The 24,292-nt window shown below is 63.2% G+C and carries 27 protein-coding genes and 3 tRNA genes; 14 read left to right on the top strand and 16 right to left on the bottom strand.

Going from position 1 to position 24,292, the window contains the following annotated elements:
* Positions 1-260 (bottom strand): hypothetical protein (locus tag N4G42_RS15565; RefSeq protein ID WP_260667829.1); only part of this gene is annotated, 260 nt, incomplete at its 3' end.
* A gap of 413 nt (positions 261-673) precedes the next feature.
* Here N4G42_RS15565 and phaR point away from each other — a divergent pair.
* Positions 674-1,234: a polyhydroxyalkanoate synthesis repressor PhaR gene (gene phaR / locus N4G42_RS15560; RefSeq protein WP_056064204.1), complete on the top strand. Its 561-nt coding sequence runs from the start codon at positions 674-676 to the stop codon at positions 1,232-1,234.
* 179 nt (positions 1,235-1,413) lie between these two features.
* Positions 1,414-2,805, top strand: a complete 1,392-nt coding sequence (gene rimO / locus N4G42_RS15555; protein WP_260667828.1) for a 30S ribosomal protein S12 methylthiotransferase RimO — start codon at positions 1,414-1,416, stop codon at positions 2,803-2,805.
* Positions 2,806-2,944: 139 nt separating this feature from the next.
* Here rimO and efp read toward each other — a convergent pair whose 3' ends face one another.
* The 3 genes from efp to N4G42_RS15540 all read right to left on the bottom strand — a co-directional run bounded on the left by efp (position 2,945) and on the right by N4G42_RS15540 (position 5,675).
* Positions 2,945-3,499, bottom strand: coding sequence for an elongation factor P (gene efp, locus N4G42_RS15550; protein WP_260667827.1), 555 nt, complete (start codon positions 3,497-3,499; stop codon positions 2,945-2,947).
* Positions 3,500-3,639: 140 nt separating this feature from the next.
* Positions 3,640-4,782 (bottom strand): elongation factor P maturation arginine rhamnosyltransferase EarP, encoded by a 1,143-nt coding sequence (earP, locus tag N4G42_RS15545; RefSeq protein ID WP_260667826.1) that lies wholly within the window; start codon positions 4,780-4,782, stop codon positions 3,640-3,642.
* Complete coding sequence (locus N4G42_RS15540) at positions 4,779-5,675, bottom strand: LysR family transcriptional regulator (protein ID WP_260667825.1); 897 nt, start codon at positions 5,673-5,675, stop codon at positions 4,779-4,781. Before N4G42_RS15540 ends, earP begins: the two co-directional genes overlap by 4 nt.
* 141 nt (positions 5,676-5,816) lie before the next feature.
* On the opposite strand from N4G42_RS15540, the gene N4G42_RS15535 reads away from it, so the two are divergent.
* From N4G42_RS15535 to N4G42_RS15480, 12 genes are all read left to right on the top strand, one after another.
* A complete protein-coding gene (locus tag N4G42_RS15535) occupies positions 5,817-7,022 on the top strand; it encodes a CaiB/BaiF CoA-transferase family protein (protein WP_260667824.1) in 1,206 nt (401 codons plus the stop codon).
* Positions 7,019-7,999: a hydroxymethylglutaryl-CoA lyase gene (locus N4G42_RS15530; protein ID WP_260667823.1), complete on the top strand. Its 981-nt coding sequence runs from the start codon at positions 7,019-7,021 to the stop codon at positions 7,997-7,999. Before N4G42_RS15535 ends, N4G42_RS15530 begins: the two co-directional genes overlap by 4 nt.
* Positions 8,000-8,045: 46 nt before the next feature.
* The gene (locus N4G42_RS15525) at positions 8,046-9,026 is read left to right on the top strand and encodes a tripartite tricarboxylate transporter substrate binding protein (RefSeq protein ID WP_260667822.1); all 981 of its coding nucleotides are present in this window, start codon (positions 8,046-8,048) and stop codon (positions 9,024-9,026) included.
* A gap of 83 nt (positions 9,027-9,109) precedes the next feature.
* On the top strand, positions 9,110-10,090 hold the full coding sequence (locus N4G42_RS15520) for a tripartite tricarboxylate transporter substrate binding protein (protein ID WP_260667821.1): 981 nt from the start codon (positions 9,110-9,112) through the stop codon (positions 10,088-10,090).
* 108 nt (positions 10,091-10,198) lie between these two features.
* The gene (gene uvrC / locus N4G42_RS15515; protein ID WP_260667820.1) at positions 10,199-12,202 is read left to right on the top strand and encodes an excinuclease ABC subunit UvrC; all 2,004 of its coding nucleotides are present in this window, start codon (positions 10,199-10,201) and stop codon (positions 12,200-12,202) included.
* 45 nt (positions 12,203-12,247) lie between these two features.
* Positions 12,248-12,814 (top strand): CDP-diacylglycerol--glycerol-3-phosphate 3-phosphatidyltransferase, encoded by a 567-nt coding sequence (pgsA, locus tag N4G42_RS15510; protein ID WP_026436902.1) that lies wholly within the window; start codon positions 12,248-12,250, stop codon positions 12,812-12,814.
* 70 nt (positions 12,815-12,884) lie between these two features.
* Positions 12,885-13,979 (top strand): tartrate dehydrogenase, encoded by a 1,095-nt coding sequence (locus tag N4G42_RS15505; protein ID WP_260667819.1) that lies wholly within the window; start codon positions 12,885-12,887, stop codon positions 13,977-13,979.
* A gap of 301 nt (positions 13,980-14,280) precedes the next feature.
* Positions 14,281-14,553, top strand: coding sequence for an HU family DNA-binding protein (locus tag N4G42_RS15500; protein WP_008906675.1), 273 nt, complete (start codon positions 14,281-14,283; stop codon positions 14,551-14,553).
* A gap of 15 nt (positions 14,554-14,568) precedes the next feature.
* Positions 14,569-14,644 (top strand) — tRNA-Val (locus tag N4G42_RS15495).
* A gap of 60 nt (positions 14,645-14,704) precedes the next feature.
* On the top strand, positions 14,705-16,633 hold the full coding sequence (locus N4G42_RS15490) for a SurA N-terminal domain-containing protein (RefSeq protein WP_260667816.1): 1,929 nt from the start codon (positions 14,705-14,707) through the stop codon (positions 16,631-16,633).
* A gap of 49 nt (positions 16,634-16,682) precedes the next feature.
* Positions 16,683-16,758, top strand: a tRNA-His gene (locus N4G42_RS15485).
* 189 nt (positions 16,759-16,947) lie between these two features.
* The gene (locus N4G42_RS15480) at positions 16,948-17,151 is read left to right on the top strand and encodes a hypothetical protein (RefSeq protein WP_056064167.1); all 204 of its coding nucleotides are present in this window, start codon (positions 16,948-16,950) and stop codon (positions 17,149-17,151) included.
* 137 nt (positions 17,152-17,288) lie between these two features.
* On the opposite strand, the gene N4G42_RS15475 is transcribed toward N4G42_RS15480, so the two are convergent.
* From N4G42_RS15475 to N4G42_RS15425, 12 genes are all read right to left on the bottom strand, one after another.
* A tRNA-Arg gene (locus N4G42_RS15475) sits at positions 17,289-17,365 on the bottom strand.
* Between the two features lie 88 nt (positions 17,366-17,453).
* A complete protein-coding gene (locus tag N4G42_RS15470) occupies positions 17,454-17,942 on the bottom strand; it encodes a tyrosine-type recombinase/integrase (protein WP_260667815.1) in 489 nt (162 codons plus the stop codon).
* Complete coding sequence (locus N4G42_RS15465; RefSeq protein ID WP_260667814.1) at positions 17,939-18,259, bottom strand: hypothetical protein; 321 nt, start codon at positions 18,257-18,259, stop codon at positions 17,939-17,941. The genes N4G42_RS15470 and N4G42_RS15465 overlap by 4 nt, the downstream gene beginning before the upstream one ends.
* The gene (locus N4G42_RS15460; RefSeq protein WP_260667813.1) at positions 18,256-18,690 is read right to left on the bottom strand and encodes a hypothetical protein; all 435 of its coding nucleotides are present in this window, start codon (positions 18,688-18,690) and stop codon (positions 18,256-18,258) included. Before N4G42_RS15460 ends, N4G42_RS15465 begins: the two co-directional genes overlap by 4 nt.
* A 189-nt stretch (positions 18,691-18,879) precedes the next feature.
* On the bottom strand, positions 18,880-19,143 hold the full coding sequence (locus tag N4G42_RS15455) for a hypothetical protein (RefSeq protein WP_260667812.1): 264 nt from the start codon (positions 19,141-19,143) through the stop codon (positions 18,880-18,882).
* A gap of 61 nt (positions 19,144-19,204) precedes the next feature.
* Positions 19,205-19,486, bottom strand: coding sequence for a hypothetical protein (locus N4G42_RS15450; protein ID WP_260667811.1), 282 nt, complete (start codon positions 19,484-19,486; stop codon positions 19,205-19,207).
* Positions 19,487-19,606: 120 nt separating this feature from the next.
* A complete protein-coding gene (locus N4G42_RS25680) occupies positions 19,607-19,867 on the bottom strand; it encodes a Lar family restriction alleviation protein (protein ID WP_409557838.1) in 261 nt (86 codons plus the stop codon).
* Positions 19,860-21,320: a hypothetical protein gene (locus N4G42_RS15445; RefSeq protein WP_260667810.1), complete on the bottom strand. Its 1,461-nt coding sequence runs from the start codon at positions 21,318-21,320 to the stop codon at positions 19,860-19,862. The genes N4G42_RS25680 and N4G42_RS15445 overlap by 8 nt, the downstream gene beginning before the upstream one ends.
* Complete coding sequence (locus tag N4G42_RS15440) at positions 21,317-21,718, bottom strand: HNH endonuclease (RefSeq protein ID WP_260667809.1); 402 nt, start codon at positions 21,716-21,718, stop codon at positions 21,317-21,319. The genes N4G42_RS15445 and N4G42_RS15440 overlap by 4 nt, the downstream gene beginning before the upstream one ends.
* Complete coding sequence (locus tag N4G42_RS15435) at positions 21,718-22,200, bottom strand: HNH endonuclease (RefSeq protein ID WP_260667808.1); 483 nt, start codon at positions 22,198-22,200, stop codon at positions 21,718-21,720. The genes N4G42_RS15440 and N4G42_RS15435 overlap by 1 nt, the downstream gene beginning before the upstream one ends.
* On the bottom strand, positions 22,187-22,738 hold the full coding sequence (locus N4G42_RS15430; protein ID WP_260667807.1) for a DUF551 domain-containing protein: 552 nt from the start codon (positions 22,736-22,738) through the stop codon (positions 22,187-22,189). The genes N4G42_RS15435 and N4G42_RS15430 overlap by 14 nt, the downstream gene beginning before the upstream one ends.
* Positions 22,739-22,791: 53 nt before the next feature.
* Positions 22,792-24,292 (bottom strand): DNA cytosine methyltransferase (locus N4G42_RS15425; protein WP_409557837.1); only part of this gene is annotated, 1,501 nt, incomplete at its 5' end.

Here is a 24,292-nt window from a genome sequence, read left to right as displayed (position 1 = left end):
TCGATCGCTAGCAATTCCCGCCGCCCATCCTGCCGCACCAGAACCGCGCCCGGGATCTTCACCTCCACCACTGGCACGCCTGCCAGTGAGCCGGGGTACACGTTGCCTGCCTCAGGCAGCACGGCAGCCAGAGCCTTTCGGTGCTCTCGCTGGAAGTGGGGGAACAGATCGGGCCCCAGCTCGATGCGCGCGGGCATGAAGCGGCCAACGCGGGGCTCTGAGTAGATCGCGTCTACCAAGTGCTGAATGATGGGGGTCATGCGTGGGTGATTCTCTTGGGTGAAAACAGGGGAATCAAGGGGAAAACAGGGGTGATTTGCTGACCCGTTTCCCTGTAACACATTGATCCATCTGGCTCAAAATTATGGTTCGAGTCCAATCGCGCCTACCAAGTTTTTCTGAAAGACACCAGCTTTCAGTGCAAAAAACTTGGCAACAACACCGCAAGCGGTGTTCATGCAGCAAGCCACCGCAAGGTGGCTTTTTTGTTTTCGCTTCATTCTTTCGCTTCACGCGCTGTTGCCGGGCTGTGGTGTGTGGTGCCGGAAGCTCCACGACACACAGCGCAGGACCTATCAGTCACACGCGCGACACTCGGTTGTCCTGCGTCCTCAGGGTATTCCTTTGCCGCCGCGGCGCAGCAGTCTCCCTAGAATGTGCTGCACTGCAATACATGGGTTTTGAGCCCGAGGAGTTCGTTGTGTCCGAACCGAAAACCGCTGCGTCCAAATCGGCCCAGCGCGTCATCAAGAAGTACCCCAACCGCCGTCTGTACGACACAGACACCTCCACCTACATCACCCTGGCCGAGGTGCGCCAGCTGGTGATGGACCACCAGAACGTGGTGGTGCGCGACGCCAAGACGGGCGAAGACCTCACACGCAGCATCCTGCTGCAGATCATTTTGGAAGAGGAGGCGGGCGGCGCCCCGATGTTCACCGAGGCGGTGCTGGCCAACATCATCCGGTTCTACGGCCATGCCATGCAGGGGTTCATGGGCGCGTACCTGGAGAAGAACGTCCAGGCCTTCACCGACGTGCAGACCAAGCTGGCCGAGCAGTCCCAAAGCGTGACGCCCGAGATGTGGGCGCAGTTCATGAGCCTGCAGTCGCCTATGCTCAAGGGCATGATGGGCAACTATGTCGAGCAGTCGCAGACCATGCTGGCCCAGATGCAGGAGCAGATGCAAAAGCAGACGGAACAGATGCTGGGCGCATTTGGACTGAAAAGATAGCCCCCGAGGCGCCTTCGGCGCCTTGCCCCTGGGCGGCGCCGCTAGAGCGGTGGTGCTGCCTTTGAATGGTGGCTGCGGGCTGGTGCAGCACCGGTTGCGCAGGTTGCGGCAGGTGGCAAACCTTGCGATGAATCGGCCATCCTGACCGCTCAACGCCGGAACTGGGACAATACGGGGATATGAGCGAAGCAATTGCCCTCACCAAAACACCCAAAGTCGGATTCGTCAGCCTGGGCTGCCCCAAGGCACTGACCGATTCCGAGCTGATCCTCACGCAGCTGAGCGCGGAGGGTTACGAAACCTCCAAGACCTTCCAGGGCGCAGACCTGGTCATCGTCAACACCTGCGGCTTCATTGACGATGCCGTGAAAGAAAGCCTGGACACCATTGGCGAAGCCCTGGCCGAGAACGGCAAGGTCATCGTCACCGGCTGCCTGGGCGCCCGCACGGGTGACGATGGCGGCAACATGGTGCGCCAGATGCACCCCAGCGTGCTGGCCGTGACCGGGCCCCATGCCACGCAAGAGGTGATGGATGCGGTCCACCTGAACCTGCCCAAGCCCCACGACCCGTTCGTGGACCTGGTACCCGGCAGCTTCGGCATCGCGGGCATCAAGCTCACGCCCAAGCATTACGCTTACCTCAAGATCAGCGAGGGCTGCAACCACCGTTGTACCTTCTGCATCATCCCGTCCATGCGCGGCGATCTGGTGTCGCGCCCCATTGGCGACGTGCTGAGCGAGGCCAAGGCCTTGTTTGAAGGTGGTGTGAAAGAACTGCTGGTGATCAGTCAGGACACCTCGGCCTATGGTGTGGACGTGAAGTACCGCACGGGCTTCTGGGACGGAAAGCCCGTCAAGACCCGCATGCTGGAGCTGGTGCAGACGCTGGGCGAGATTGCAGAGCCCTATGGTGCCTGGGTGCGCCTGCACTATGTGTACCCGTACCCCAGCGTGGACGAGGTGATCCCACTCATGGCCACGGGCAAGGTGCTGCCGTACCTGGACGTGCCTTTCCAGCACAGCCACCCTGATGTCCTGAAGCGCATGAAGCGCCCCGCCAGTGGCGAGCGCAACCTGGAGCGCATCCTGCGCTGGCGCGAAGCCTGCCCCGAGCTGGTCATCCGCAGCACCTTCATTGCGGGCTTTCCGGGCGAGACGGAAGAAGAGTTCCAGCACCTGCTCGACTTCGTGCGCGAGGCGCAGATTGACCGTGCGGGCTGCTTTGCCTACAGCGATGTGAATGGTGCTGCGGCCAACGAGCTGCCCGGCATGCTGCCGATGGAAGTGCGCGAAGAGCGCCGTGCCCGCTTCATGGCGGTGGCGGAAGAGGTCTCGATCGCCAGACTGCAGCGCCGGGTGGGTGCCACCATGCAGGTGCTGGTGGACCATGCCCCTGCCCTGGGCCGCAAAGGGGGCGTGGGCCGCACCTATGCGGATGCGCCCGAGATCGACGGCACCGTGCAGCTGCTGCCACCCGAGAAGATCAGCAAGCAGCTCAAGGTGGGGGAGTTCACCAAGGCACGTATCGTGGGCGTGCAGGGGCACGACCTGGTGGCGCAACCTATCTGATTGCTATTTAATTCATAGCGTTAGACCCATGCAGCACTAGCGCATTGGCTCTGAATCATAAAAAAAGGCTTCCCGAGGGAAGCCTTTTTCTTTGGGGGATCTCCTGGGAGGGAGAGAGGGCAGCGAGCCCTTGCCGCCCTTAGACGCGCTTGCGGTATTCGCCAGTGCGGGTGTCGATTTCGATCTTGTCGCCTTGGCTGACGAACAGGGGCACGGGCACTTCGAAGCCGGTGGCGATCTTGGCAGGCTTCATGACCTTGCCGGAGGTGTCGCCCTTGACGGCGGGTTCCGTCCAGGTGATTTCGCGCTCGACGCTGGTGGGCAGTTCGACCGAGATGGCCTTGCCGTCATAGAACACCACTTCCACGATCATGCCGTCTTCCAGGTAGTTCAGCGAGTCGCCCATGTTTTCGGCTTCCACTTCGTACTGGTTGTACTCGGTGTCCATGCACACGTACATGGGGTCGGCAAAGTAGGAGTAGGTGCACTCCTTTTTGTCCAGGATCACGTTGTCGATCTTGTCGTCGGCCTTGAACACGACTTCGGTGCCGAAGTTGCCGATCAGGCTCTTGAGCTTCATGCGCACGGTGGCTGCACCGCGGCCGCCGCGGGCGTATTCGGTCTTCAGGACCACCATGGGGTCCTTGCCGTGCATGATGACGTTGCCGGCGCGGATTTCTTGAGCGATTTTCATAGCAAGTTGCTTGGGTTGGGGCCGCTCAACGCGCGGGCTGGCAAACCATCTGGTATGCGCGCCGGTGCATGTTCTGCGGCGAAAGTGCGCGGGGAGCAGGCACTGACATGCCGCACCTGATTTGCGCAAAGCCTCGGATTTTACCGTTTTTCGGCGACAAAGCCCAAAAGTTGTGCGACGAGGTTGTCCTGCGTCAGCAGGCGCGCACGGGCAGCCTGGGTGCAGGCGGTCCACTCTGCCAGCGTGTTGTCGTCCGGCCATTGCAGCGGCGCGGCGTCCAGCCCGTTCCAGGTGGCGTGGAACTGCCGCAGCGACGCAGGGGCCTGCAGCCAGTCCAGAAAGGCCCAGAGCTTGTCGTGGTGGGCGTTGTCGTGCTGCGGGTAGATCTGCCAGACAAAGGCCTGACCCGCCCACAGCGCACGCACCAGCGAGTCCTCGCCCCGCACCGCATTGAAGTCGCAGGCCCACAGCATCTCATCAAACGCTGGCTGGGGGCGGTGGGGAAGGTAGGACAAGGACAGCAGCCCCCGCTGGTCATGCGCTTGCGGACCTCCTTCGTTTCCGGAGGGCTCGGCCAGTGTCGCCCGCACAGCAGCGGCCGGGCGGCCAGGCGTGACCAGCAGCTCGGTGGGTTGCAGCGCACACTGTTGCAGCAGGTGGGCCAGCGCCGGGGGCTCGTAGCAGAACAGCGACACCCAGCGGCTGCCCGGTATTTCTTCGCACCTGCCAAACAGTGCCCGGTGCTCCGTGCGCCAGGCGCTGCGGTCAAAGGCCTCGCGCCGCGCCATCAGATGGGGCTCGCGCAGGAGGCCGCCGGTGCCGGTCGTGAAGCCGGGGTAAAAAAACCAGCGCGTCCACCCCGATGCCGGGCCGGACAGAATGGGGGACGGCAGGCGGTGGGTGCGTGCGACGTAACCCTCTGCAGACAGGTATTCCAGGTTGATCCAGACAGGTTTGGAGCGATTTTGGCCAGAAGCGCTAGTGGAATATGCGCTATACGCTATGAATTCAGGAGCAATATCGCAGCCGAAGGCCTCCACCATCACATCGGGTGGCGGCTCGTTGGGGCCCGGCGGCGGCGCGCCCCAGGGCCGCACCTCCACCCCGGGGCAGCCCCCAGGGGCCATCCATTGCAGCGCCGAGGCGTCGTCCACCCACAGGCGCACGCGGTGGCCCAGTGCGGCCAGCTGCGCCACCAGGCGCCAGCACACCCCAATGTCGCCAAAGTTGTCGATCACGCGGCAGAACACATCCCACTGCAGGGGCTGGCGGTCGGGGGTCATGGTGTGGCGGGCTGCGTGCGCAGGTGGTCCACCAGCAGCCGGGCCACGGTGGAGAGGGATTCTTCCGACCGCACGCACAGCGACAGGCGGCGGTGGGCCCAGGGCTCGTTCAGGGTGACGGTGCGGATCTGCAGCGCGCCCTGGTACAGCCGCGCACTGCCGCGCGGCATCACGCCCACACCCAGACCGGCGTTGACCATGAGGCACAGCGCGTCGTAGCTGGTGACCTGCATGCGCAGTCGAAGCGGCAGGCCAGCCTCGGCGGATGCGCGGGTGAGCTGGTTGTTGATGGCGCTGTTGGGGTGCGCGCCCACAAAGTCATAGGGCAGGGCGTCTGCCAGCCGCACGGACTTGCGCCGCGCCAGCGCATGGCCGGTGGGTACCACCAGCACCAGCTCGTCGGTGCGGTAGGGCAGCAGCGTCACTCGCTCGCCGTAGTGGCCTTCGTTCAGGATGCCCACGTCGGCCGCGTTCTCGGCCACTGAATGGGCTATTGATGTGCTGATCTGCTCCTGCAGACGCACGTCCACCTGCGGGTGTTGCGCCAGAAAGCTCTGCAGCTCGGCCGGCAGGAACTGCGTGATGGCCGAGATGTTGGCCACCACGCGCACATGGCCGCGCACGCCGGTGCCGTATTCGCGCATCTGCGTGGCGATGCCGTCCAGGTCGTTGAGCACGCCACGCGCCAGGTTCAGCAACGCAAAGGCGGCGGCGGTAGGCTCGGTGCCCTTGTTGCTGCGGGTGAACAGTGACACGTGCAACGCGTCTTCCAGGTCGGCCAGGCGGCGGCTCACGGCCGAGGCGGCCAGGTGCTCGCGCGCGGCGGCGGCAGCGATGGTGCTTTCTTCCATCACAGCCACAAACAGGCGCAGGGAGACGGGGTCAAGTTTCATGGGGGCCTGATGGTAACAAGCTGCCATGCCGGTTTGCGATGGCATCTTGTTGCTTGAGCGATTTACGGCCCCGCACACCCTGCGCATCATTCGCCCCGAGCCGCCCCGGCGTGGGGCTGGCCGCAGGAGATAACCCCACCCATGGATTCCATTGCTTCCCCCGCCGCTTTGCAAGGCGTGCGCGTCATCGAAATGGGCCAGCTCATTGCCGGGCCTTTCTGCGGCAAGACGCTGGGCGAGTTTGGCGCCGATGTGATCAAGATCGAGGCACCCGAGACCGGCGACCCGCTGCGCAACTGGCGCCTCATCAAGGAGGGCACCTCCGTTTGGTGGCAGGTGCAGTCGCGCAACAAGCGCTCGGTGGCGCTGGACCTGCGGCAAAAGGAGGGGCAGGACATCGCTCGCCAGCTGATTGCAGAAGCCGATGTGCTGGTCGAGAACTTCCGCCCCGGCACGCTGGAAGGCTGGGGCATGTCGCCCGAGGAGCTGCACCAACTCAACCCCGGCCTCGTGATGCTGCGCATCTCTGGTTACGGCCAGACGGGGCCGTACCGCGACCTGCCAGGCTTTGGCGCCATCGGCGAAGCCATGGGCGGCCTGCGCCACCTGACGGGCGAGCCCGGCCGCGTGCCGGTGCGCGTGGGGGTGTCGATCGGCGATACGCTGGCGGCGCTGCACGGCACCATCGGCGTGCTCACGGCGCTGTACCACCGCAAGGTCAACGGCGGCCAGGGTCAGGTGATTGACGTGGCGCTGCACGAGGCGGTGTTCAACGTGATGGAAAGCCTGATCCCCGAATACAGCGCCTTCGGCGCCGTGCGCGAGGCAGCAGGCAGCGCGCTGCCGGGCATTGCACCGAGCAACGCCTACCCCTGCCAGGACGGCTGGGTGCTGGTGGCGGGCAATGGCGACAGCATCTTCAAGCGACTGATGGATGCGATTGGCAGGCCCGACCTGGGCGCCGCACCCGACCTGGCCAACAACACCGGCCGCGTGGTGCGGGTGGAAGAGATTGACGCGGCGATTGGCGCCTGGAGCGCGCAGCGCACTGTGCAGCAGGTGCTGGATGCATTGGGCGCTGCCCGCGTGCCTGCGGGCAAGGTCTACACCGCCAAAGACATTGCTGAAGACCCGCACTACCGCGCCCGCGACATGCTGCTGACGCAACAGACGCGCGACGGCTACAGCGTGGAAGTGCCGGGCATCGTGCCCAAGCTCTCGGCCACGCCGGGCAGCATCCGCAGCAGCGCGCCGCACCTGGGCGACGACACCGATGCGGTGCTGGCCGAGGCCGGGCTCACGGCCGAACAGATCGCGCTGCTGCGCAGCAAGGGGGTGATTCAATGAGTGCATCCAACACGGTGTGGCAGGGCGCAGGCCGCCGCATCCACGTGCAGGAAGTCGGCCTGCGCGACGGCCTGCAGATGGAGAAGGCCTTTGTGCCCACGGCCGACAAGATCGCGCTGTGCAATGCGCTGTCGGCGGCAGGCCTGGCCAAGATCGAGGTGACTTCGTTCACTTCGCCCACCGCCATTCCTGCGCTGAAAGATGCCGAGGTTGTGATGCGCGAGATCACGCGCCGCCCCGGCACGGTCTACACCGCGCTGGTGCCCAATCTGCGCGGTGCCGAGCGCGCCATCGAGTCGCGCACGGATGAGCTGAACCTCGTCATGTCGGTCAGCGCCACGCACAACCTGGCCAACCTGCGCATGACGCAGGAACAGTCGTTCGCGGCGCTGGCGCAGGTGGTGGCCCTGGCGCAGGGCGCCAACGTGGCGGTGAATGTGTCGCTGTCCTGCGTGTTCGGCTGCCCCATGGAAGGCGATGTGGCCCAGGCCGATGTGTTCGGCTGGGTGCAGCGCTTTGTGGACCTCGGCGTGCGCGGCACCACGCTGTGCGATACCACGGGCATGGCCTACGCCACGCAGGTGCACCAGCTCACCGCGGCCGCCCGCGCGCGCTGGCCGGGGGTGGAGTTCACCCTGCATTTCCACAACACACGCGGCATGGGGCTGGCCAATGTGCTGGCGGCCATTGACGCAGGCGCAGACCGGTTCGACGCCTCGCTGGGCGGCCTGGGCGGCTGCCCGTATGCACCCGGCGCCAGCGGCAATGTGTGCAGCGAAGAGATCGTGCATGCGCTGGCGCTGATGGGCTATGACACCGGGGTGGATCTGGCACAACTGGTGGCCGCTGCGCAGCAACTGCCTGCGTTCATTGGCCACGACATTCCCAGCCAGATTGCCAAGGCGGGCCCTCGCCTGGCGCTGCACCCGGTGCCTGCGGATTTCGAAGCCATTCGCGAAAGAGCGCTGGCCCGCTGAATGCGGGCGAGCCGGCATTCATACATAACACCAGGAGACAAAAGCCATGACCTTCCCCGCCCCACTGTCCCGCCGCATTTTCACGGCGGCCGTGCTGTGCTCCGCTGCTTTGGCAGCGGGCGCGCAGGACAAATACCCCTCCAAGCCCATCACCGTGGTGGTGCCCCAGGCTGCGGGTGGCGCCAACGACGCCATTGCGCGCGTGGTGGCGCAAAAACTCAGCGAACAACTGAGCCAGAGCGTGATCGTGGACAACCGCCCTGGCGCGGGCGGCACGCTGGCCACCGGCGCCACGGCCCGTGCGCGCAACGATGGCTACACCCTGCTGCTCACGGCCGACAGCGCCCATGTGATTGGCCCTGCGCTGTACAAGAACCCGGGCTTTGACCCGGTGAAGGACTTTGCACCCGTGGCGCCCGTGGCCACTGCGGGCTATGTGCTGGTGGCTCATCCGTCCTTCCCGGCCAACACCGTGGCCGAAATGGTGGCTTTGGCGAAGGCCAGCCCTGGCAAATATGCGATTGCCTCGGCGGGCAACGGCACGCTGAACCACCTGATCGGCGAGATGCTGCAAAAGGCGGCAGGCATCCAGCTGCAGCACATTCCTTACAAGGGTTCCGCCGCTGCAGCCACAGACGTGGTGGGCGGGCAAGTGCCGCTGTCGGTCCAAAGCCTGCCGTCAGCCATTGCGTTCATCAAGGCAGGCAAGCTCAAGGTGCTGGGTGTGGTCAATGAAAAGCGCGTGGCCGCACTGCCCGATGCGCCCACCATCGGCGAGACGATCAAGGGCTTTGGCCAGGCGCCCTGGTATGCGCTGTTTGCCCCGGCTGGCACGCCCGCGCCCATCGTGGCGCAGCTGCAGGCCGAGGTGGCCCGTGCGCTGGAGCACAAGGACGTGGTGGACAAGCTGGCCACCGTGGGCTGCGAGCCCTTCAAGGGCACGGCGGCGCAGCTGGCGGCGCTGGTGCAGTCTGACCTGCCCAAGTGGAGCCGCGTGGTCAAGGACACGGGTGCCACGGTGGATTGATCGGGGGCTTTCTCTGCGCCTTTTTTTGCCTCTCGCAACTCAGATTTTTTGACAACAACGACAACGACGGAGACATCCCTTTCATGAAAACCACCCGCAAGCAGTTCACCACCCTCGCCCTGGCCGCACTGGCCATCGGCTTCATCGGCCACGCAGCGGCACAAGGCGCTTACCCGTCCAAGAACGTCACCATGGTGGTGCCCACCGCCGCAGGCGGCACCACCGACCTGTCGGCCCGCATGCTGGCGCAAGCGCTGGCGCCGGTGCTGGGCCAGTCGGTCATCGTGGACAACAAGGGCGGGGGCAACGGCAACATTGCCGCCAGCGCCGTCAAGCGGGCCGAGGCCGATGGCTACACGCTGCTGATGCAGTACTCGGGCTACCACGTCATCTCGCCCCACATCACCAAACAAAAGCAGTGGGAGCAGGGTGACTTCCAACCCGTGGCCAACGTGATCTCGGCCCCGCAGATCATCGTGGTGCGTGCCGACCTGCCGGTGAAAACGCTGCCCGAGCTGATCGCCTACGCCAAGGCCCACCCCGGCAAGCTCAACTATGCCTCGTCGGGCAACGGGTCGCTGCAGCACGTGACCGGTGCCATGCTGGAGCAGCAGGGCGCCATCAAGATGGTCCACGTGCCCTACAAAGGCACGGGCCCGGCGCTGCAGGACCTGCTGGGCGGCCAGGTGGACCTGACCTTTGGCACTGCACCGCCGTTCATGCCCCACATCGCCAGCGGCAAGCTGCGCGTGCTGGCCGTGACGGGCAAGCAGCGCCTGCCCAGCCTGCCTGATGTGCCCACCACGGCCGAGGCGGGCTACCCCAAGGTCGATGCCACCTCATGGTTTGCGGTGTTTGCCCCCGCCGCCGTGCCCAAGGCCGTGGTGGACAAGCTGACGGCCGACATCCGCACCGTGGTGCAGAACGCGGCCTTCCAGCAAAAGGCGCAGGAGCAGGGCGCCACGGCCGACTACCAGACCCCGGTGCAGTTGGGTGACAAGGTGAAGGCTGATCTCGCCAACTGGGCGCAGGTGGTGAAGACCTCGAAGATCGAGGCGGAATGATTCGGGTGTTTTGATGAAAATGGCCGCTGGCGCTTGATGGATAAGCGCTAGCAGCTATATATTTGATAGTGAGTTGGGCAGGCTGCGCGCGGGGCCACAATACGCGCCATGTCTGATGTGCATTCCGAAGAACTCCTGGCGCAGGTGGCTGCGCTGCCCGCGCTGCCGGGTGTGTACCGCTATTTCGACGCGCAGGATGCGCTGCTGTATGTGGGCAAGGCGCTCAACCTCAAGCGCCGGGTGTCCAGCTACTTCCAGAAGAACCATGGCGGCACGCGCATCGGCCACATGGTCAGCAAGATTGTGCGCATGGAGACCACGGTGGTGCGCTCCGAAGCCGAGGCGCTGCTGCTGGAAAACAACCTCATCAAGACGTTGAACCCAAAGTTCAACATCCTGTTCCGCGATGACAAGAGCTACCCCTATCTCAAGATCACCGGAACGCCGGGCGCCCACACGCGGGGCGATGCGCCGGGCCAGGTGTTTCCGCGCATGGCGTACTACCGGGGCGCGGTCGATAAAAAACACCGGTACTTTGGCCCTTACCCCAGCGCCTGGGCCGTGAAGGAAACCATCCAGCTGTTGCAAAAGGTGTTCCGGCTGCGCACCTGCGAAGACACGGTGTTTGCCAACCGCACACGGCCCTGCCTGCTGTACCAGATCAAGCGCTGCACCGGGCCCTGCGTGGACTTGATCTCGCCTGAGGCCTATGCGGCTGACGTGCAGCACGCCGAGGCGCTGCTGCGTGGTGAAACGCAGGAGGTGCTGCAAGCCATGGAGGTGCGGATGATGGCGCATTCGGACAAGCTGGAGTTTGAGCAGGCTGCCGAGGTGCGCAACCAGATCCAGGCGCTGTCGCGCGTGCTGCACCAGCAGTCCATCGAGACGGTGGATGACAAGGATGTGGACATCCTGGCGGTGCGCGTGCAAGGTGGCCGCGCCTGCGTGAACCTGGCCATGGTGCGCGGTGGCCGCCACCTGGGCGACCGGCCGTACTTTCCGGTGCATGTCGAGGATGCTGCGGCGGTGTTTGAAGAAGAGGGCGGGGACGGTGCGGATGAAACGGTGGCTACCCCGTCTCGTCCGGTTCGCCCCGTGGAGGCCCTGGTGCTGGAGGCCTTCATTGCCCAGCACTACATCGGTGTGCCCGTGCCACCGCTGCTGGTGACCAGTGTGCCGGTGGACAAGGCCTTGCTGGACGCGCTGACCGAACAAAGTGGCTTGCGCGTGAACGCTATCCACCAGCCGCGCGAACAGCGCCGCGCGTGGCTGGACATGGCGCAGAAAAACGCCGACCTGCAACTGGCCCGTCTGCTGGCCGAGGAGGGCTCGCAGCAGGCCCGCACGCGGGCGCTGGCCGAGGCACTGGATCTGCCGCCCGAAGACCTGGACCAACTCACCATCGAGTGTTTCGACATCTCGCACACGGCGGGTGAATCCACCCAGGCGTCGTGTGTGGTGTTTCACCACCACAAGATGCAGAGCAGCGAATACCGCCGCTACAAGATCGAAGGCATCACCGGCGGCGACGACTATGCCGCCATGCGCCAGGTGCTTACGCGCCGCTACAGCAAGGTGGTGGAGGCGCAGCGCGAGGAGGGCGGCATCGACTATGCGCAATCGCCCGAGGCGCAAGCCGCAGCCCGGCCCAAAGGCCAGGCGCGTTTGCCGGATCTGGTGCTCATCGACGGCGGCAAGGGCCAGGTGGGCGTGGCGCGTGAGGTGTTCATTGCGCTGGGGCTGGACCTGACCCGCATCGTGGGGGTCGAGAAGGGCGAGGGCCGCAAGGTGGGCCTGGAAGAGCTGGTGTTTGCCGATGGGCGTGAGAAGGTCTACCTGGGCAAGGATTCGGCCGCGCTCATGCTGGTGGCGCAGATCCGCGATGAGGCGCACCGCTTTGCCATCACCGGCATGCGCGCGGCACGGGCCAAGGTGCGTGTGGGGGGCGGGCAACTGGAAGAAATTGCGGGGGTGGGGCCCAAGAAACGAGCGCGCCTGTTGCAACGTTTTGGCGGGGTGCGTGGTGTGGCATCCGCGAGCGTGGAGGACCTGGCCACCGTGGATGGCATCTCGCATGAATTGGCAGAAGAAATTTACAAGGCCTTGAGATAAGCCCCATGTGCCGTTCCACGGCCGCGCCGTGACACAATCGCCGCCATGTTCTGGACTATCCCCACCTTGATGACCTGGACGCGCATCGTCGCGATACCTTTGATCGTGGGGGTGTTCTACGCACCGCTGGACCCGGCCACGCGCAATCTCATCGCCACCGTGATGTTCGTGGTGTTCGCGGCCACCGACTGGCTGGACGGCTACCTGGCCCGCAAGCTCAACCAGACCTCGTCCTTCGGAGCTTTTCTGGACCCGGTGGCCGACAAGTTTCTGGTGTGTGCGTCGCTCCTGGTGCTGGTGCACCTGCAACGTGCCGACGTGTTTGTGGCGCTCATCATCATCGGCCGCGAGATCGCGATCTCGGCCCTGCGCGAGTGGATGGCGCAGATCGGCGCCAGCAAGAGCGTGGCCGTGCACATGATCGGCAAAGTCAAGACCACGGTGCAGATGCTGGCCATCCCCTTTCTGCTGTACGACGGGCGCCTGTTTGGCGTGATCGATACCGGCGTGTGGGGCACCTGGCTCATCTGGGCCTCGGCGGTGCTCACCGTCTGGTCGATGGTGTACTACCTGCAGAAGGCGTTGCCCGAGATCCGGGCACGCGTCAAATAGTTTTCAAGTCTTTGATGCCTGGAGCGCTGGATGAATAAGCGCAGGCAGCTATATTTTCAGGAGCATCTGAATGGCGAAGCATCGCATTGCAGTCATTGCCGGTGACGGCATTGGCAAAGAGGTCATGCCCGAGGGCCTCCGCGTTCTGGACGAGGCCGCCCGCAAGTTTGGCATTGACCTGCATTTCGACCACTTCGACTTTTCGAGCTGGGACTACTACGAAAAGCACGGCAAGATGCTGCCCGATAACTGGAAGGACCAGATCAGCGGCCATGAGGCCATTTACTTCGGCGCGGTGGGCTGGCCCGACAAGATCGCTGACCATATCTCGCTCTGGGGCTCGCTGCTGCTGTTCCGCCGCGAGTTCGATCAGTACATCAACCTTCGGCCCGCGCGCCTCATGCCAGGCGTGATCGCCCCTGTGGTGCGCCGAGACGGCAGCCCGCGCCTGCCCGGCGAGATCGACATGCTGATCGTGCGCGAGAACACCGAAGGCGAATACTCCAGCATCGGTGGCCGCATGTACGAAGGCACTCCGCGTGAGATCGTGATGCAGGAGACAGTGATGTCGCGCCACGGCGTGGACCGTGTGCTGAAGTTTGCGTTTGAACTGGCCCAATCGCGCCCCAAGAAGCACCTGACCAGCGCCACCAAGTCCAACGGCATCGCCATCACCATGCCCTACTGGGACGAGCGCGTGGCCGAGATGGCCAAGGCCTACCCCGATGTGACGGTGGACAAGTTCCACATCGACATCCTCACCGCCCACTTCGTGCAGCGGCCGGACTTCTTTGATGTGGTGGTTGCCAGCAACCTGTTTGGCGACATCCTCTCGGACCTGGGACCTGCGTGCACCGGTACCATCGGCATCGCGCCCAGCGCCAACCTCAACCCCACGCGCACCATGCCGTCGCTGTTTGAGCCGGTGCATGGCTCGGCGCCCGACATCGCGGGCAAGGGCATCGCCAACCCCATCGGGCAGATCTGGTGCGGCGCAATGATGCTGGACTTCCTGGGTTACCGCGCCGCGCACGACGCCGTTCTGGCCGCTATCGAAGCCGTGTTGCAACCCGGCAGTGGTGCTCCGCGCACCCCGGACCTGGGCGGCACGGGCAGCACGCAGGATGTGGGCAAAGCCATCGCTCAGGCACTCGCTGCTCGTTGAGTATGGCTGGCTGCGGGGTGTCAATACGGAGTGCTGCCGATACGGCGTGTTTGAGACAAAAACCCCCGCCAAGCCCTGTCGCAGCGTGAAATACGACTAGAATTCAAAACAACGCTGACGCAAAACAGCGTGTTGTATTGACACTCTGAAACTCGATGGCTTTAATCTGATGCAGCAGCCACTGCTGTGTATGCCAGTCATTCCCCCGCCTGTTCTCCACCAGCCCACGGCTGTGCTTTCAGGCGTGTGAAGACCAGATATCCTCGAGACATTCCATTAACTCTTTTCCGAGAGGCTTCTTGTGAACAAAACCGAATTGATTGAGCACATCGCTACCAACGCCGACATCTCCAAGGCCGCTGCTGCGCGTGCCCTGGAATCCACGATCGAGGCTGTCAAGAAGACTCTCAAGAAGGGCGGCACCGTGTCGCTCGTCGGTTTCGGTACCTTCGCTGTGGGCAAGCGTGCTGCCCGTACCGGTCGCAATCCCCGTACTGGCGCTACGATTAAAATCAAAGCTGCTAAAGTTCCGAAGTTCCGTCCTGGTAAGGCATTGAAAGATGCCTTGAACTGAGGATCAGTTTAGGTGGGGTCCTTAGCTCAGTTGGTAGAGCGGCTCCTTTACACGGAGTAGGTCGGCGGTTCGAGACCGTCAGGACCCACCATCACCGAACAAAGGCGAACGCAAGTTCGCCTTTTGTTTTTTGCCTTCTGAAAGATCGACCATGTTTGAATCCATCCGCAAGCACTCCAAGATCGTGATGATCTTCTTGTTCTTGCTGATCATTCCTTCGTTTGTGCTGGTAGGCATCGACCGCAACTATTTCTCTGAAAAGAGCCCTGTGGTAGCCCGTGTCGATGGCAACAACATCAACCAGACGGACTGGGACAATGCCCATCGCATGGAGACAGACCGCATTCGCGCCCAGTCTCCCTCGGTCGATCCCAAGTTGCTGGACTCTCCCAGCGCCAGGTATGCCACGCTGGAGCGCCTGGTGCGTGACCGTGTGCTTGCGGCTGCCGCGCAAAAGATGCACCTCGTGACCAGCGATGCGCGTCTGGCCCGCAGCCTGCAGGAGATTCCCGCCATTGCGGGACTCAAGCGCCCGGACGGTACGCTGGACGCCGATGCCTATCGCGCACTGGTCGCTGCTCAAGGCCTGACGCCCGAAGGTTTCGAAGCCAATGTGCGCCGCGACATCTCGGTGAACCAAGTGATGGGTGGCGTGATGAGCACTGCATTTGGCGCCGATGCCCAGGTCAAGCTCGCGCTCGACGCTTTGTACGAGCGCCGCGAGATCCAGGTGGCCCGATTCAACGCTGCCGACTTCGCCAGCAAAGTCACCCCGACAGATGCAGACCTGGAGGCCTACTACAAGGCCCATCCCGCCCTGTTCCAGCAACTGGAACAGGCAGCCATCGAATACGTGGTGCTGGATCTCGACAGCGTGCGGGCGTCCATCACCCTGGGTGAAGACGACCTGCGTACTTACTACAGAGAGAATGTGGCTCGCATGACGGCGAAGGAAGAGCGCCGCGCCAGCCACATCCTGGTAAACGCTCCCAAGGATGCATCCGCCGCGGACCGCGAGAAGGCCAAGGCCCGTGCCACTGAACTGCTGGCCCAGGTGCGCAAGGCTCCCGGCAGCTTTGCTGATGTGGCCAAGAAATCCTCTGACGACAAGGGCTCGGCCGTTGCGGGCGGAGACCTGAACTTCTTTGCCCGGGGTGCGATGGTCAAGCCCTTTGAAGAAGCTGCGTTTGCGCTGAAAAAGGGCGAAATCAGTGATCTGGTGGAAACCGAGTTTGGTTATCACATCATCCAGCTCACCGACATCAAGACACCCCGCCAGCCCAGCTTTGAAGAACTGCGCCCCACCATGGAAGCAGAGCTCAAGCAGCAGCAGGCGCAGCGCAAGTTTGCCGAGGTGGCAGAGTCCTTCACCAACGGTGTGTATGAGCAGGCAGACAGCCTCCAGCCCGTGGCCGACAAGCTCAAGCTGAAGATCCAGACTGCCAAGGGCGTGACCCGGACCCCTGCCGCAGGTGCCAAGGGCCCTCTGGCCAACGCCAAGTTCCTCGAAGCACTTTTTGCGACCGACTCGCTGCAGAACAAGCGCAACACCGAGGCAGTGGAAGTGGGCCCCAGCCAGATGGCTGCCGGTCGTGTGACCACCTACACCCCTGCATTGACACTGCCCTATGACGAAGTGAAGGCCCGTGTTCGCACCTTGTATGTGGCTGAGAAATCTGCCGAACTCGCACGCAAGGAGGGCGAGGCCAAGCTCAATGCATGGAAGGCTGCCCCGTCTTCTGCCACAGGCTTGGCCGCAGCGACCGAAGTCTCCCGCGAACAGACCCAGAACCTGCCGCGTGCCCTGATCGACGCCGCGCTGCGGGCTCCCTCCGAAGCGCTGCCAGGCTGGACGGGGGTGGATTTGGGCGCTGCGGGTTATGCCGTGGTCAAGGTCAATCGCGTCGTGCCGCGCCAGGCACCGGACGCGCAGCGTGCGCAGCAGGAGCGCCAACAATACGTGCAGTGGTTGGCCACGGCCGAAGGGCTGGCGTACTATGAACTGCTCAAGCAGCGCTTCAAGGTGCAGATCAAGGCACCGCGTCCTGAGGCGGCGGCAACAGTGACTGCAGAAAATTAAGCGATTTGATGTCCGGGACCAAAATACCGGGCTATAATACAAAGCTACGGTGGCTGTAGCTCAGTTGGTAGAGTCCAGGATTGTGATTCCTGTTGTCGTGGGTTCGAGCCCCATCAGCCACCCCAAAATAGCAAAGCGCTGCAGCAGAAATGTTGCAGCGCTTTTTGCTTTGGGCCTGTATTGAATCTTGCCTTGCGTCTGCCCCTGTGCAGCGTTGTGCGTCAAGGGGGTTTTCTCACCATCAAAGCCCCGCCTCTCGCTCACCACGGCCCCACACGGCGCATACTGCATGCTCCACTTTTTGGGAGTTTCTGATGAGCCTTGTGATTCGCGACGCGTCGCCCAGTGAAAAGCGCGGCAACGCCATGTCTGCGGCCTTGGCCAAAGAGCAACTTCAATACGCGGTCCAGATCGTGCGCGACGTGTTGCCGCAGAGCGCTGGCGATGCGGCATTGATCGGCGCCGTGGTGCAGGCCATTGCCATGAATTACGCTGCTGTGCCGCAGCCCAATCGTTAGGGTTGGGGATGTACGCAACGAGGTGCTTGATCCACATCCGTTATCCAGCCCGCGCGCGCATTGCTTGGCTGTTCCACACTCGTCAGAATGGATCGATTGGTATGAGTGGGGAGATTGAAAGCTACCAGCTGGGCGGCTGGCCTGCCCGGAGGGACTCGAACCCCCGACCTATAGCTTAGAAGGCTATTGCTCTATCCAGTTGAGCTACGGGCAGTAGTGCTTTCAGCGGTAGCGCTTACTAACTTCTTGCGTATTGCTACGCAAATTCACCTTATGCAGGTGCCGAATCATACCTGCTGCGCCTACTTGGTCGGCCCAACCACCCGGCCTTTTCGCAGGTAGTGGCGCTGGGTGGTGGTCACACTATCGTGGCCCAGCAGCTCGGCGGCGGCAGCCTCTCCGCGCACCTCTGAAACGTCGTCGGCCGCCTTGGCGCGCAGGTCGTAGAACCGCATGGTTTTGATCTGGTCGGCCAGCTTCGGGTTCAGCTTGGCCGCCTTCGCCCGGGCGCGCTTGTAGACCTCGGCCAGCGCCTTCTGGGAAAGCGCCTCACCGGCCTGGTTCACCACCAGCGCGGAGCTCCACATCTTGCAGGCGTCCTTACGGGCCTTGATGCGGTCCAGCAGCACGGCCAGTTCCCCCTCGATCCTAATGCGCAGCTTCGCCCCGGTCTTGCCCTGTGTGACCTTCAAGCGGCCGTCCTCGATGTCGTCGTCCGTCATGCCCACGGTATCGGCGGGGCGCTGGCCAGTGAGGTAGGCCAGATCCATGGCGTTCAGGAAGGTGCTCATGGTGTTCTCCCGTACGTCTCAGCCAGGCCAGACCCGGCGACTGCATAGTTCCGCCCGCCCAGGTGGACAAGCGTGGGTTCAGGTTCAGGCTTCCAGGTGCACAGGCCATCGGGCCCGATGACGGCGCCCTGGCGGGCCCAGAGGCTGACGGCTTTCCAGAAGGGCGAACGCTCCCCGGGCTGCTTGTCGGCCAGCTCGCCGTCGTCGTCCTGTACGGCTGGCTCGCTGTGGGGGTGCATTTCAAAGCGCCACACCTTGCCCGTGGCGTCCTTGATCTGGCGGTCTGGGCCGCCGTAGAGGATGTGGATGGTTTTCATGGGGTTGGGCCCTTCTGCTCCGTTTCGCTTATCGCATTTGCCTCCTCTGGGTACTCCAGCAGCCACGCTGCCATGAGCGCTTGTCGCAAGCGGCGGGAGCGTTTTGGGTCGAGAGGGCTGGAATCAGTGCCCGCTTCCGGGTGGGTTTCAAGCATTTCGAGCGCGTGGTGTATCGCCTCGGTGATGCCGTAAAAGTCGCCCGGATCAACGTCCATTGCACGCGCTGGCCTGCCTCCGCCAAAGAAATCCCCAGGTTTGATCCATGGCGGGCGCCTCGGTGGCGGCGTCCACCCGGCCGCAATCAGCTGGTCGCGCACGATCTGGTCTTGAAGGCTGGCTACTTGCATGGCAACCTGCCCATAAATGTCGGTTTCAAAGCCGATCAAGTCTTGGCCTTGCACTGGTTTGACGGTTATCTTGTTGCTGAACACGGCTTGCTTTCTCCCGGCGCAGCCAGGTGAAGTGCGGCGGATTTCCCGCCTGTTGATAGGTGGCCCACAGCTCCAGCCCCGCTGGGCACCGCTCCCTTGAACCAGGGGCAGTGCCAGCGGCGCGGCAGGTGGGGCAGTTGGAGTGGTGGAGCTGGTAGGCCTTGTCTGCGGCTGACCAGTCGGGTGCGGTCACTGGCTGTATTCCTTGCCGGTGTGTGGGCAGATACGCTGCGCAGGGCAGTCGTCGCAATAGCCGCCGTGGTTCGGGCTGCTCTCGTCGAGGATGCAGCCCAACGGGGCGGGCGGATCGTTCGGTGCCCAGTCGCTCGTGATGGGGATGTGGTTGGCCGCGTCGGTGCAGAGTTTCTGCAGCTCGGCGTTTTTTGCGGTCGTGAGCACGCCCTGGGTGCGGCGCAGCTCGTCGTACTCGGCTTGGGTGAGGATGTATTGCATCTCGGCTCCAGAAGCGAAAAACCCCGCATGAGCGGGGCTGTTGATGGGGTGGGGGTGCCTGTCAGTCAGCGGGCGGCGGCGGCGCGAGGCGGGCGCGGGCAGCCGTGATTGCGGGTTGAAACGACGGCCAGTGAGGGACTGCGCTACAGGACTCCAGCGCCTCCAGCAGCCTCCGCATCAGGGCCTCGTCATCCTTGCGGACTTCTGCAGTGAAGTCGGCCAGGAGGTTCACGAGTTGTGCAGGCGTGAACCCATAGGCCGGGTGCTGCGTGTCGGCGCGGTTGCGGTAACTGGTGGCGCCGTGCTTCTTTGCCAGCTCTTCGATTTGGTCACTCAGCGCCATGCTGGCCTCCTTTGATGCCGATCCGATACCACAGCTCAGCAGCCGCGAACCCTGCTAGCCAGATGCTGGCAGCGCCGCGACTGTGCCGGTATGGGTTGCGTGCGTGTTTCTGCTCACCCGTCAGCGGCACCGCCCCGGCCTGCGCCTGGGTGGCTGCGGGGTGGTTCGGGTATTCCATGCAGCGATTGCGGATGCCTCATCGCGCCCAGCTCGTGAAATCATGCGCGAAGGCTGGCCCGGAACATCGGCGCACCAGTGCCGCACCTCGACGGAAACTGGCTCGCCATACCCACGGCCGTTCCATGTGCCCTTGTTCACATGTATTTGCGATTCACCGGCACCGCAAAACGGGCACGGCAGCAGTTCTGTCGGCTCAGTCATGGTTTGCTCCTTGCTTGCGGGCTGCGTCCACAGCAACAGGGTCGAACAGTTCGTGGGCGTCATCGAATTCAATCCAGTTCCCCGTCCGATCCCGTACCCGCCGCACTACGCCATCGTCGTCCAAACAGAATGAGTGGCGCTGCAGCGCGCATAGATTCTTGCGCACAGCCTCGAATGCCGAATCCAGCACGCTGTCTGCCGCCTGGGTGGGTGGGGTGGGGGCGGCGGCGGACTTTGCCAGCAGCCAAATACATTGCACGTCTACCAGGCCAGCGTTTGTCGGGTGCGGATCATGTAGCAATTTGCCGTCATGCATCACAACCATGTGAGATGTTCCACGCGCCGATTTGCCCGATGCGAGATAGTGCGATTCAGGGCGTTGATCCCCCGGCAGCATTACTGCTGTGTAGCCTTGCTTCGCAATGAAGGACTGAAAGCCATCCCAACACGCAACCGGGTCGTTGCCTTGCGCGAAGTGCGGCACTTGTGAAATCGGCATGCCTAGCATGTAGGCTACGCAGCACTGCATGCAGTTGTTGGAGCCTATCTCTTGCTTGTAGTCAGTGTGCATAGACTCTGACATAGCGCGTAGTGCGCTGGCTATGCGGTCTGGTTTGGCAGCATGCATCTGTTCGCTGCGCAAAAGTTCTTTCCCGATGCGCTGAACTTGTTTCTCCACTTGCCCCGCTACTGCGCCAGCGGCTGGAGCCGTCACGCTGTCTGCCGGGGCACGGGCTGCGCGGTCGGCGTCGCGCCCAGCTCGGTACGCCACCGCCATGTTGTGGACAGTGAAGCTCGTGGACTCAGGGGCGCGGTATGCCTGTCTTACCCACTCCCAAAAGCCGGTTGGCTCGGCCGTTTGTTCTGACACTGCCGGATTCCGTGCGGTGGAGATCACAGCTTGCGCCATGTCAGAAGGCAACGAGGCTGGGTCCACAGGACGAGCATTGTCAGAGCGCAGGTTGTCGTAGATAGCCAGGAGTTGCAGCAATTCAGGCAGCATCTCATCGGGCCACGGGGCACCGGCCAACATGCATGTGAGGTCGCGCGCCTCGGCGATGGTTAGCGGCGGGTAGTCGCGTACTTGCGCTGGCTGGGGCGTGGGGGAGGGCTGGGGTGCTGCAGTCCGCGCATTGATGTCGTCCAGCAGGTCGAGCAAAACACGATCGGCCGCGTCACGCCGAATAGGGTCCGAAAAGTGGTAGCGGGAAGCCTGAATGGCGGAACGAATCGCTACGCGCAGGCCTTCGCGCTCCGCCTCCACTGCAGCCGCAGCCGATGGGGCGGGCTGCTGTGCCTCTACCAGGGCGGCAAGGCGCTCGCGAATGTTTGCGGCGAACCATGTGCAAATTTCATGGCTGTTGCACGGCGCTGTGCTGACGCATTGCAACACGGCCGCTACTGCTGCGTCGAAGTTAGCCAGCGCTTCTGGCGCCCCTTGTTGGTTTGTCATGATGGGTCTTTCTGCGCCAGTTGCTCGAAATAGAAGAGCACCGGCTTGGTGTTGAGTTGGACAAGCCCGTAGCGCAGAGCGCGCCGGAACGTGCTCACATCGCGCGTCAGAACCTCATTGCTGCGCGCGATGATCACGCGCCAGTCTTCAAGGCTCATGCTGTGTTTGTCGATGTTGCATGGCGGGCATGCTGGGTTCATGTTCTCCAGCGTGTCGCGGTGCGGGTAGTCCGGGCCGCGTTGCGGAATCGAGAAACCTGCCCGCTGATACCAGTCATTGCGCACGATGGGCTCGATGTGGTCTGCGTGCCACCGGTCGCCCAGTGGTTGGCCGCAGTAGGCGCACCGTCCGCCGAACTTCTCTCGCAGGGCCGCGCGCTGTGCTTTGGTGAGTGCCATCACTCCCCCTTTCTGCTATCCGCAGATGAGGTGGGTGGGGGAGGAAGGGGCATCCAGTCCCCATGAAGACGACGGGCTTCTGCCAGGTACGCCTCGTGTGCCGCTTTCTCGGTATCAAAATAACCAAGGCTGCGCTGCCGCCCTTGGTATTTGATGTAAGCCTGCCATTTGCCCTTTTTTGGCCTAGCGCCACGCAGATTTTTCCCCGGAGTTGTTATTCTGTTCACGCAGTTTTTTGATTGCGTCCCGGCCCGCAAATTGTCGCGCCGGTTGTTTAGTCCATTGCCATCCTTGTGGTCCACGATCCGGCCGTCAGTGACGCCCAGCAAGAGCCGATGCATTCGTACTCCTGCTGTTGAAACTGCGTAGTGGGTTTTCCCATCACGCCGCTTGCGTGCGTGCCAACTTCTTCCAGATATCAGATGAATGTCGGCGTCGTCAATTTCCGCAAATAGGCCGTGCGTCAGTTCAATTTTTGCCATATGGCGACTCCGGTAGTTTCATCCAGTGGGTGATTAGGTCTTGGCTGATCGAATCCACCACGTTCGCGCCATCCCATCCGCCTTCTGCATCAACATGCTCATGGCTGACGCTCCAAGAGCCGAAAGCCCAGCAGCCAACAAACGGGTTGGTGCTGTACTGCTCCCAAAGAAGGAGGTACGTACCATCCTTCGGCGCCGTGGCAATGTCCTGCCACCCTCCCACCATTCCCTCTGGGGGAGAGGGGTGGAGATAGAGGGGCTCAACAACGCAGCCTGCCTGCCGCGCATCCTCTGCGCGCACCGGGTCATCAGTAAACACCTTGTCGCCCCAGGCTTTGGAAGGCACGTACCACCACGCCACAGGCTCACTCCCCGCACTTGCTGCGAGAGAGGCGCGGGCCTTCCATGCTGCCTTTGCCGCGATCTTGGCGTTTGCGCCTTCAACCGGGCAATCAACCTTGAACCACGCTTCAAACGCCTGTTCTTCGCCAATGCTGCGCAGAGCCTCGCGCTCCTTGCTGTCTGTTTTATCGGTCATGGGGAATCCTCGGTAAATGGGCGCAGCGCTTGATGGTCAAGCGCTGGTAGCTATTAATTGCGCAGCGCCGCTTGAATGCGACGGCCAAGCCATGTGACGTTCGGCACAGCCCAGCTATTGCCAAGCGCCTTGTATCGGGGGCCGTCTGGGCATTGGTCGGCGGGCTTGCCGCGCCAGGGGATCGCGGTATAGCCGTCGGGAAAGCCCTGCAGGCGCTCGCACTCGGTGGGCGTCAGGCGGCGCACCTGCATTCCCTGCATGACGCCGTTGTGCCTTCTGCTGCCGTAGTTCGCGTCCAGCGTCCCCACGGTTTCGTTGAAGCGCACGCCGGACTGCGAAGCTTGCACGGCCACCGCTGTCGGGTTAGTGGCACCCATGGACGGCGCCAGTTCTTCAGTGCTCGCGCATTGCGTGCCCGACAGATTGGCAGGGAACGCAATGGCCGGAGCGTGCGCACCAGCCGCCAGCGGGTGGCATGCATCGCCTGGCTGCGGGTTGCTGCGGTTCGCGGCGCTGGTGATCTGGGTAGTGTCGAAGGCCACCGGCACCAGCGGTGTCCCTCGCCCCGTGCCCTCCTCGCTGGCGTCGAAGCCCTCGCCGCGCAGGGTGTGGGTCGGCTGAACAAGGAACGTTTCCGTTTCAAAGTCCATCCTTCCGCTGGCGCTGGCGCATGCGTTGCGGGCCGTGGCCACATCTATCGGGCCGCTCTGGTTGTTGCCGCCGTAGGCCTGAATCAGCCCGCCGTCGCAATCGAAGTCGGTGCCGAGGCCACCGCCTGCAGTGCTTCGGCTAGGGATGGTGGGAGCTGTTTGCCGCGCTTCTCGGCTCGGCGCAGTATCCCGGCGCACGCCGTCCCACTCAAAAAGAACCTGCGCGGGATCGAGCCCGTTTCGAGCACTTGCGACAACGAACACACGGCGGCGTCGTTGGGCCACTCCGAAATATTGGGCGTCCAGGGTCCGCCATGCGACTGCTCGCCTGGGTCCATACACAGCACCAGCGTTCGACCACTTCCAGGGTTGTCCCGGCTTTGGAGCTTGCCCTGGCGGGACCAAAGGCTCATCTTCTCCGGCAAGCCCAGCCAGAAAGCACCCGAACGCGTTGTCTTTGGTGCTGAGTACGCCGGGGACGTTTTCCCAGAAGACGATGCACTCGTCTTCACCGCGTCCAGCTCGAACATGGTCAATTGCATTTGCGATCTCCACAAATTTGAGAGTGAGGTTTCCGCGGGCATCAGCCAGCGACTCGCGCAGGCCCGCCACGCTGAATGCCTGGCAGGGCGTGCCGCCGCACAGCACATCGGGTGCCGACACTTCGCCGGTCAGGATGGCGCGCGCGATCTTGGTCATGTCGCCCAGGTTGGGAACGCTGGGGTAGTGGTGCGCCAGGACTGCGCTGGCGAACTTGTCGATTTCGGCCAGCCAGGCGGCGCGCCAGCCAAGTTCGTGCCATGCGACGGTCGCGGCCTCGATGCCGCTGCATACGCTGCCAAATTGCATTGAAGTTCCTGAAACGAAAGAGCCCGCGTGGTGCGGGCTCTGTTTGGTGTGGGTG

It is taken from the genome of Acidovorax sp. K2F, assembly GCF_025246485.1.
In the GTDB taxonomy this organism is placed as follows: domain Bacteria; phylum Pseudomonadota; class Gammaproteobacteria; order Burkholderiales; family Burkholderiaceae_C; genus Acidovorax; species Acidovorax delafieldii.
Note: the sequence above shows the minus strand (reverse complement) of the source record. Positions and strands in the feature narration are given on the sequence as shown.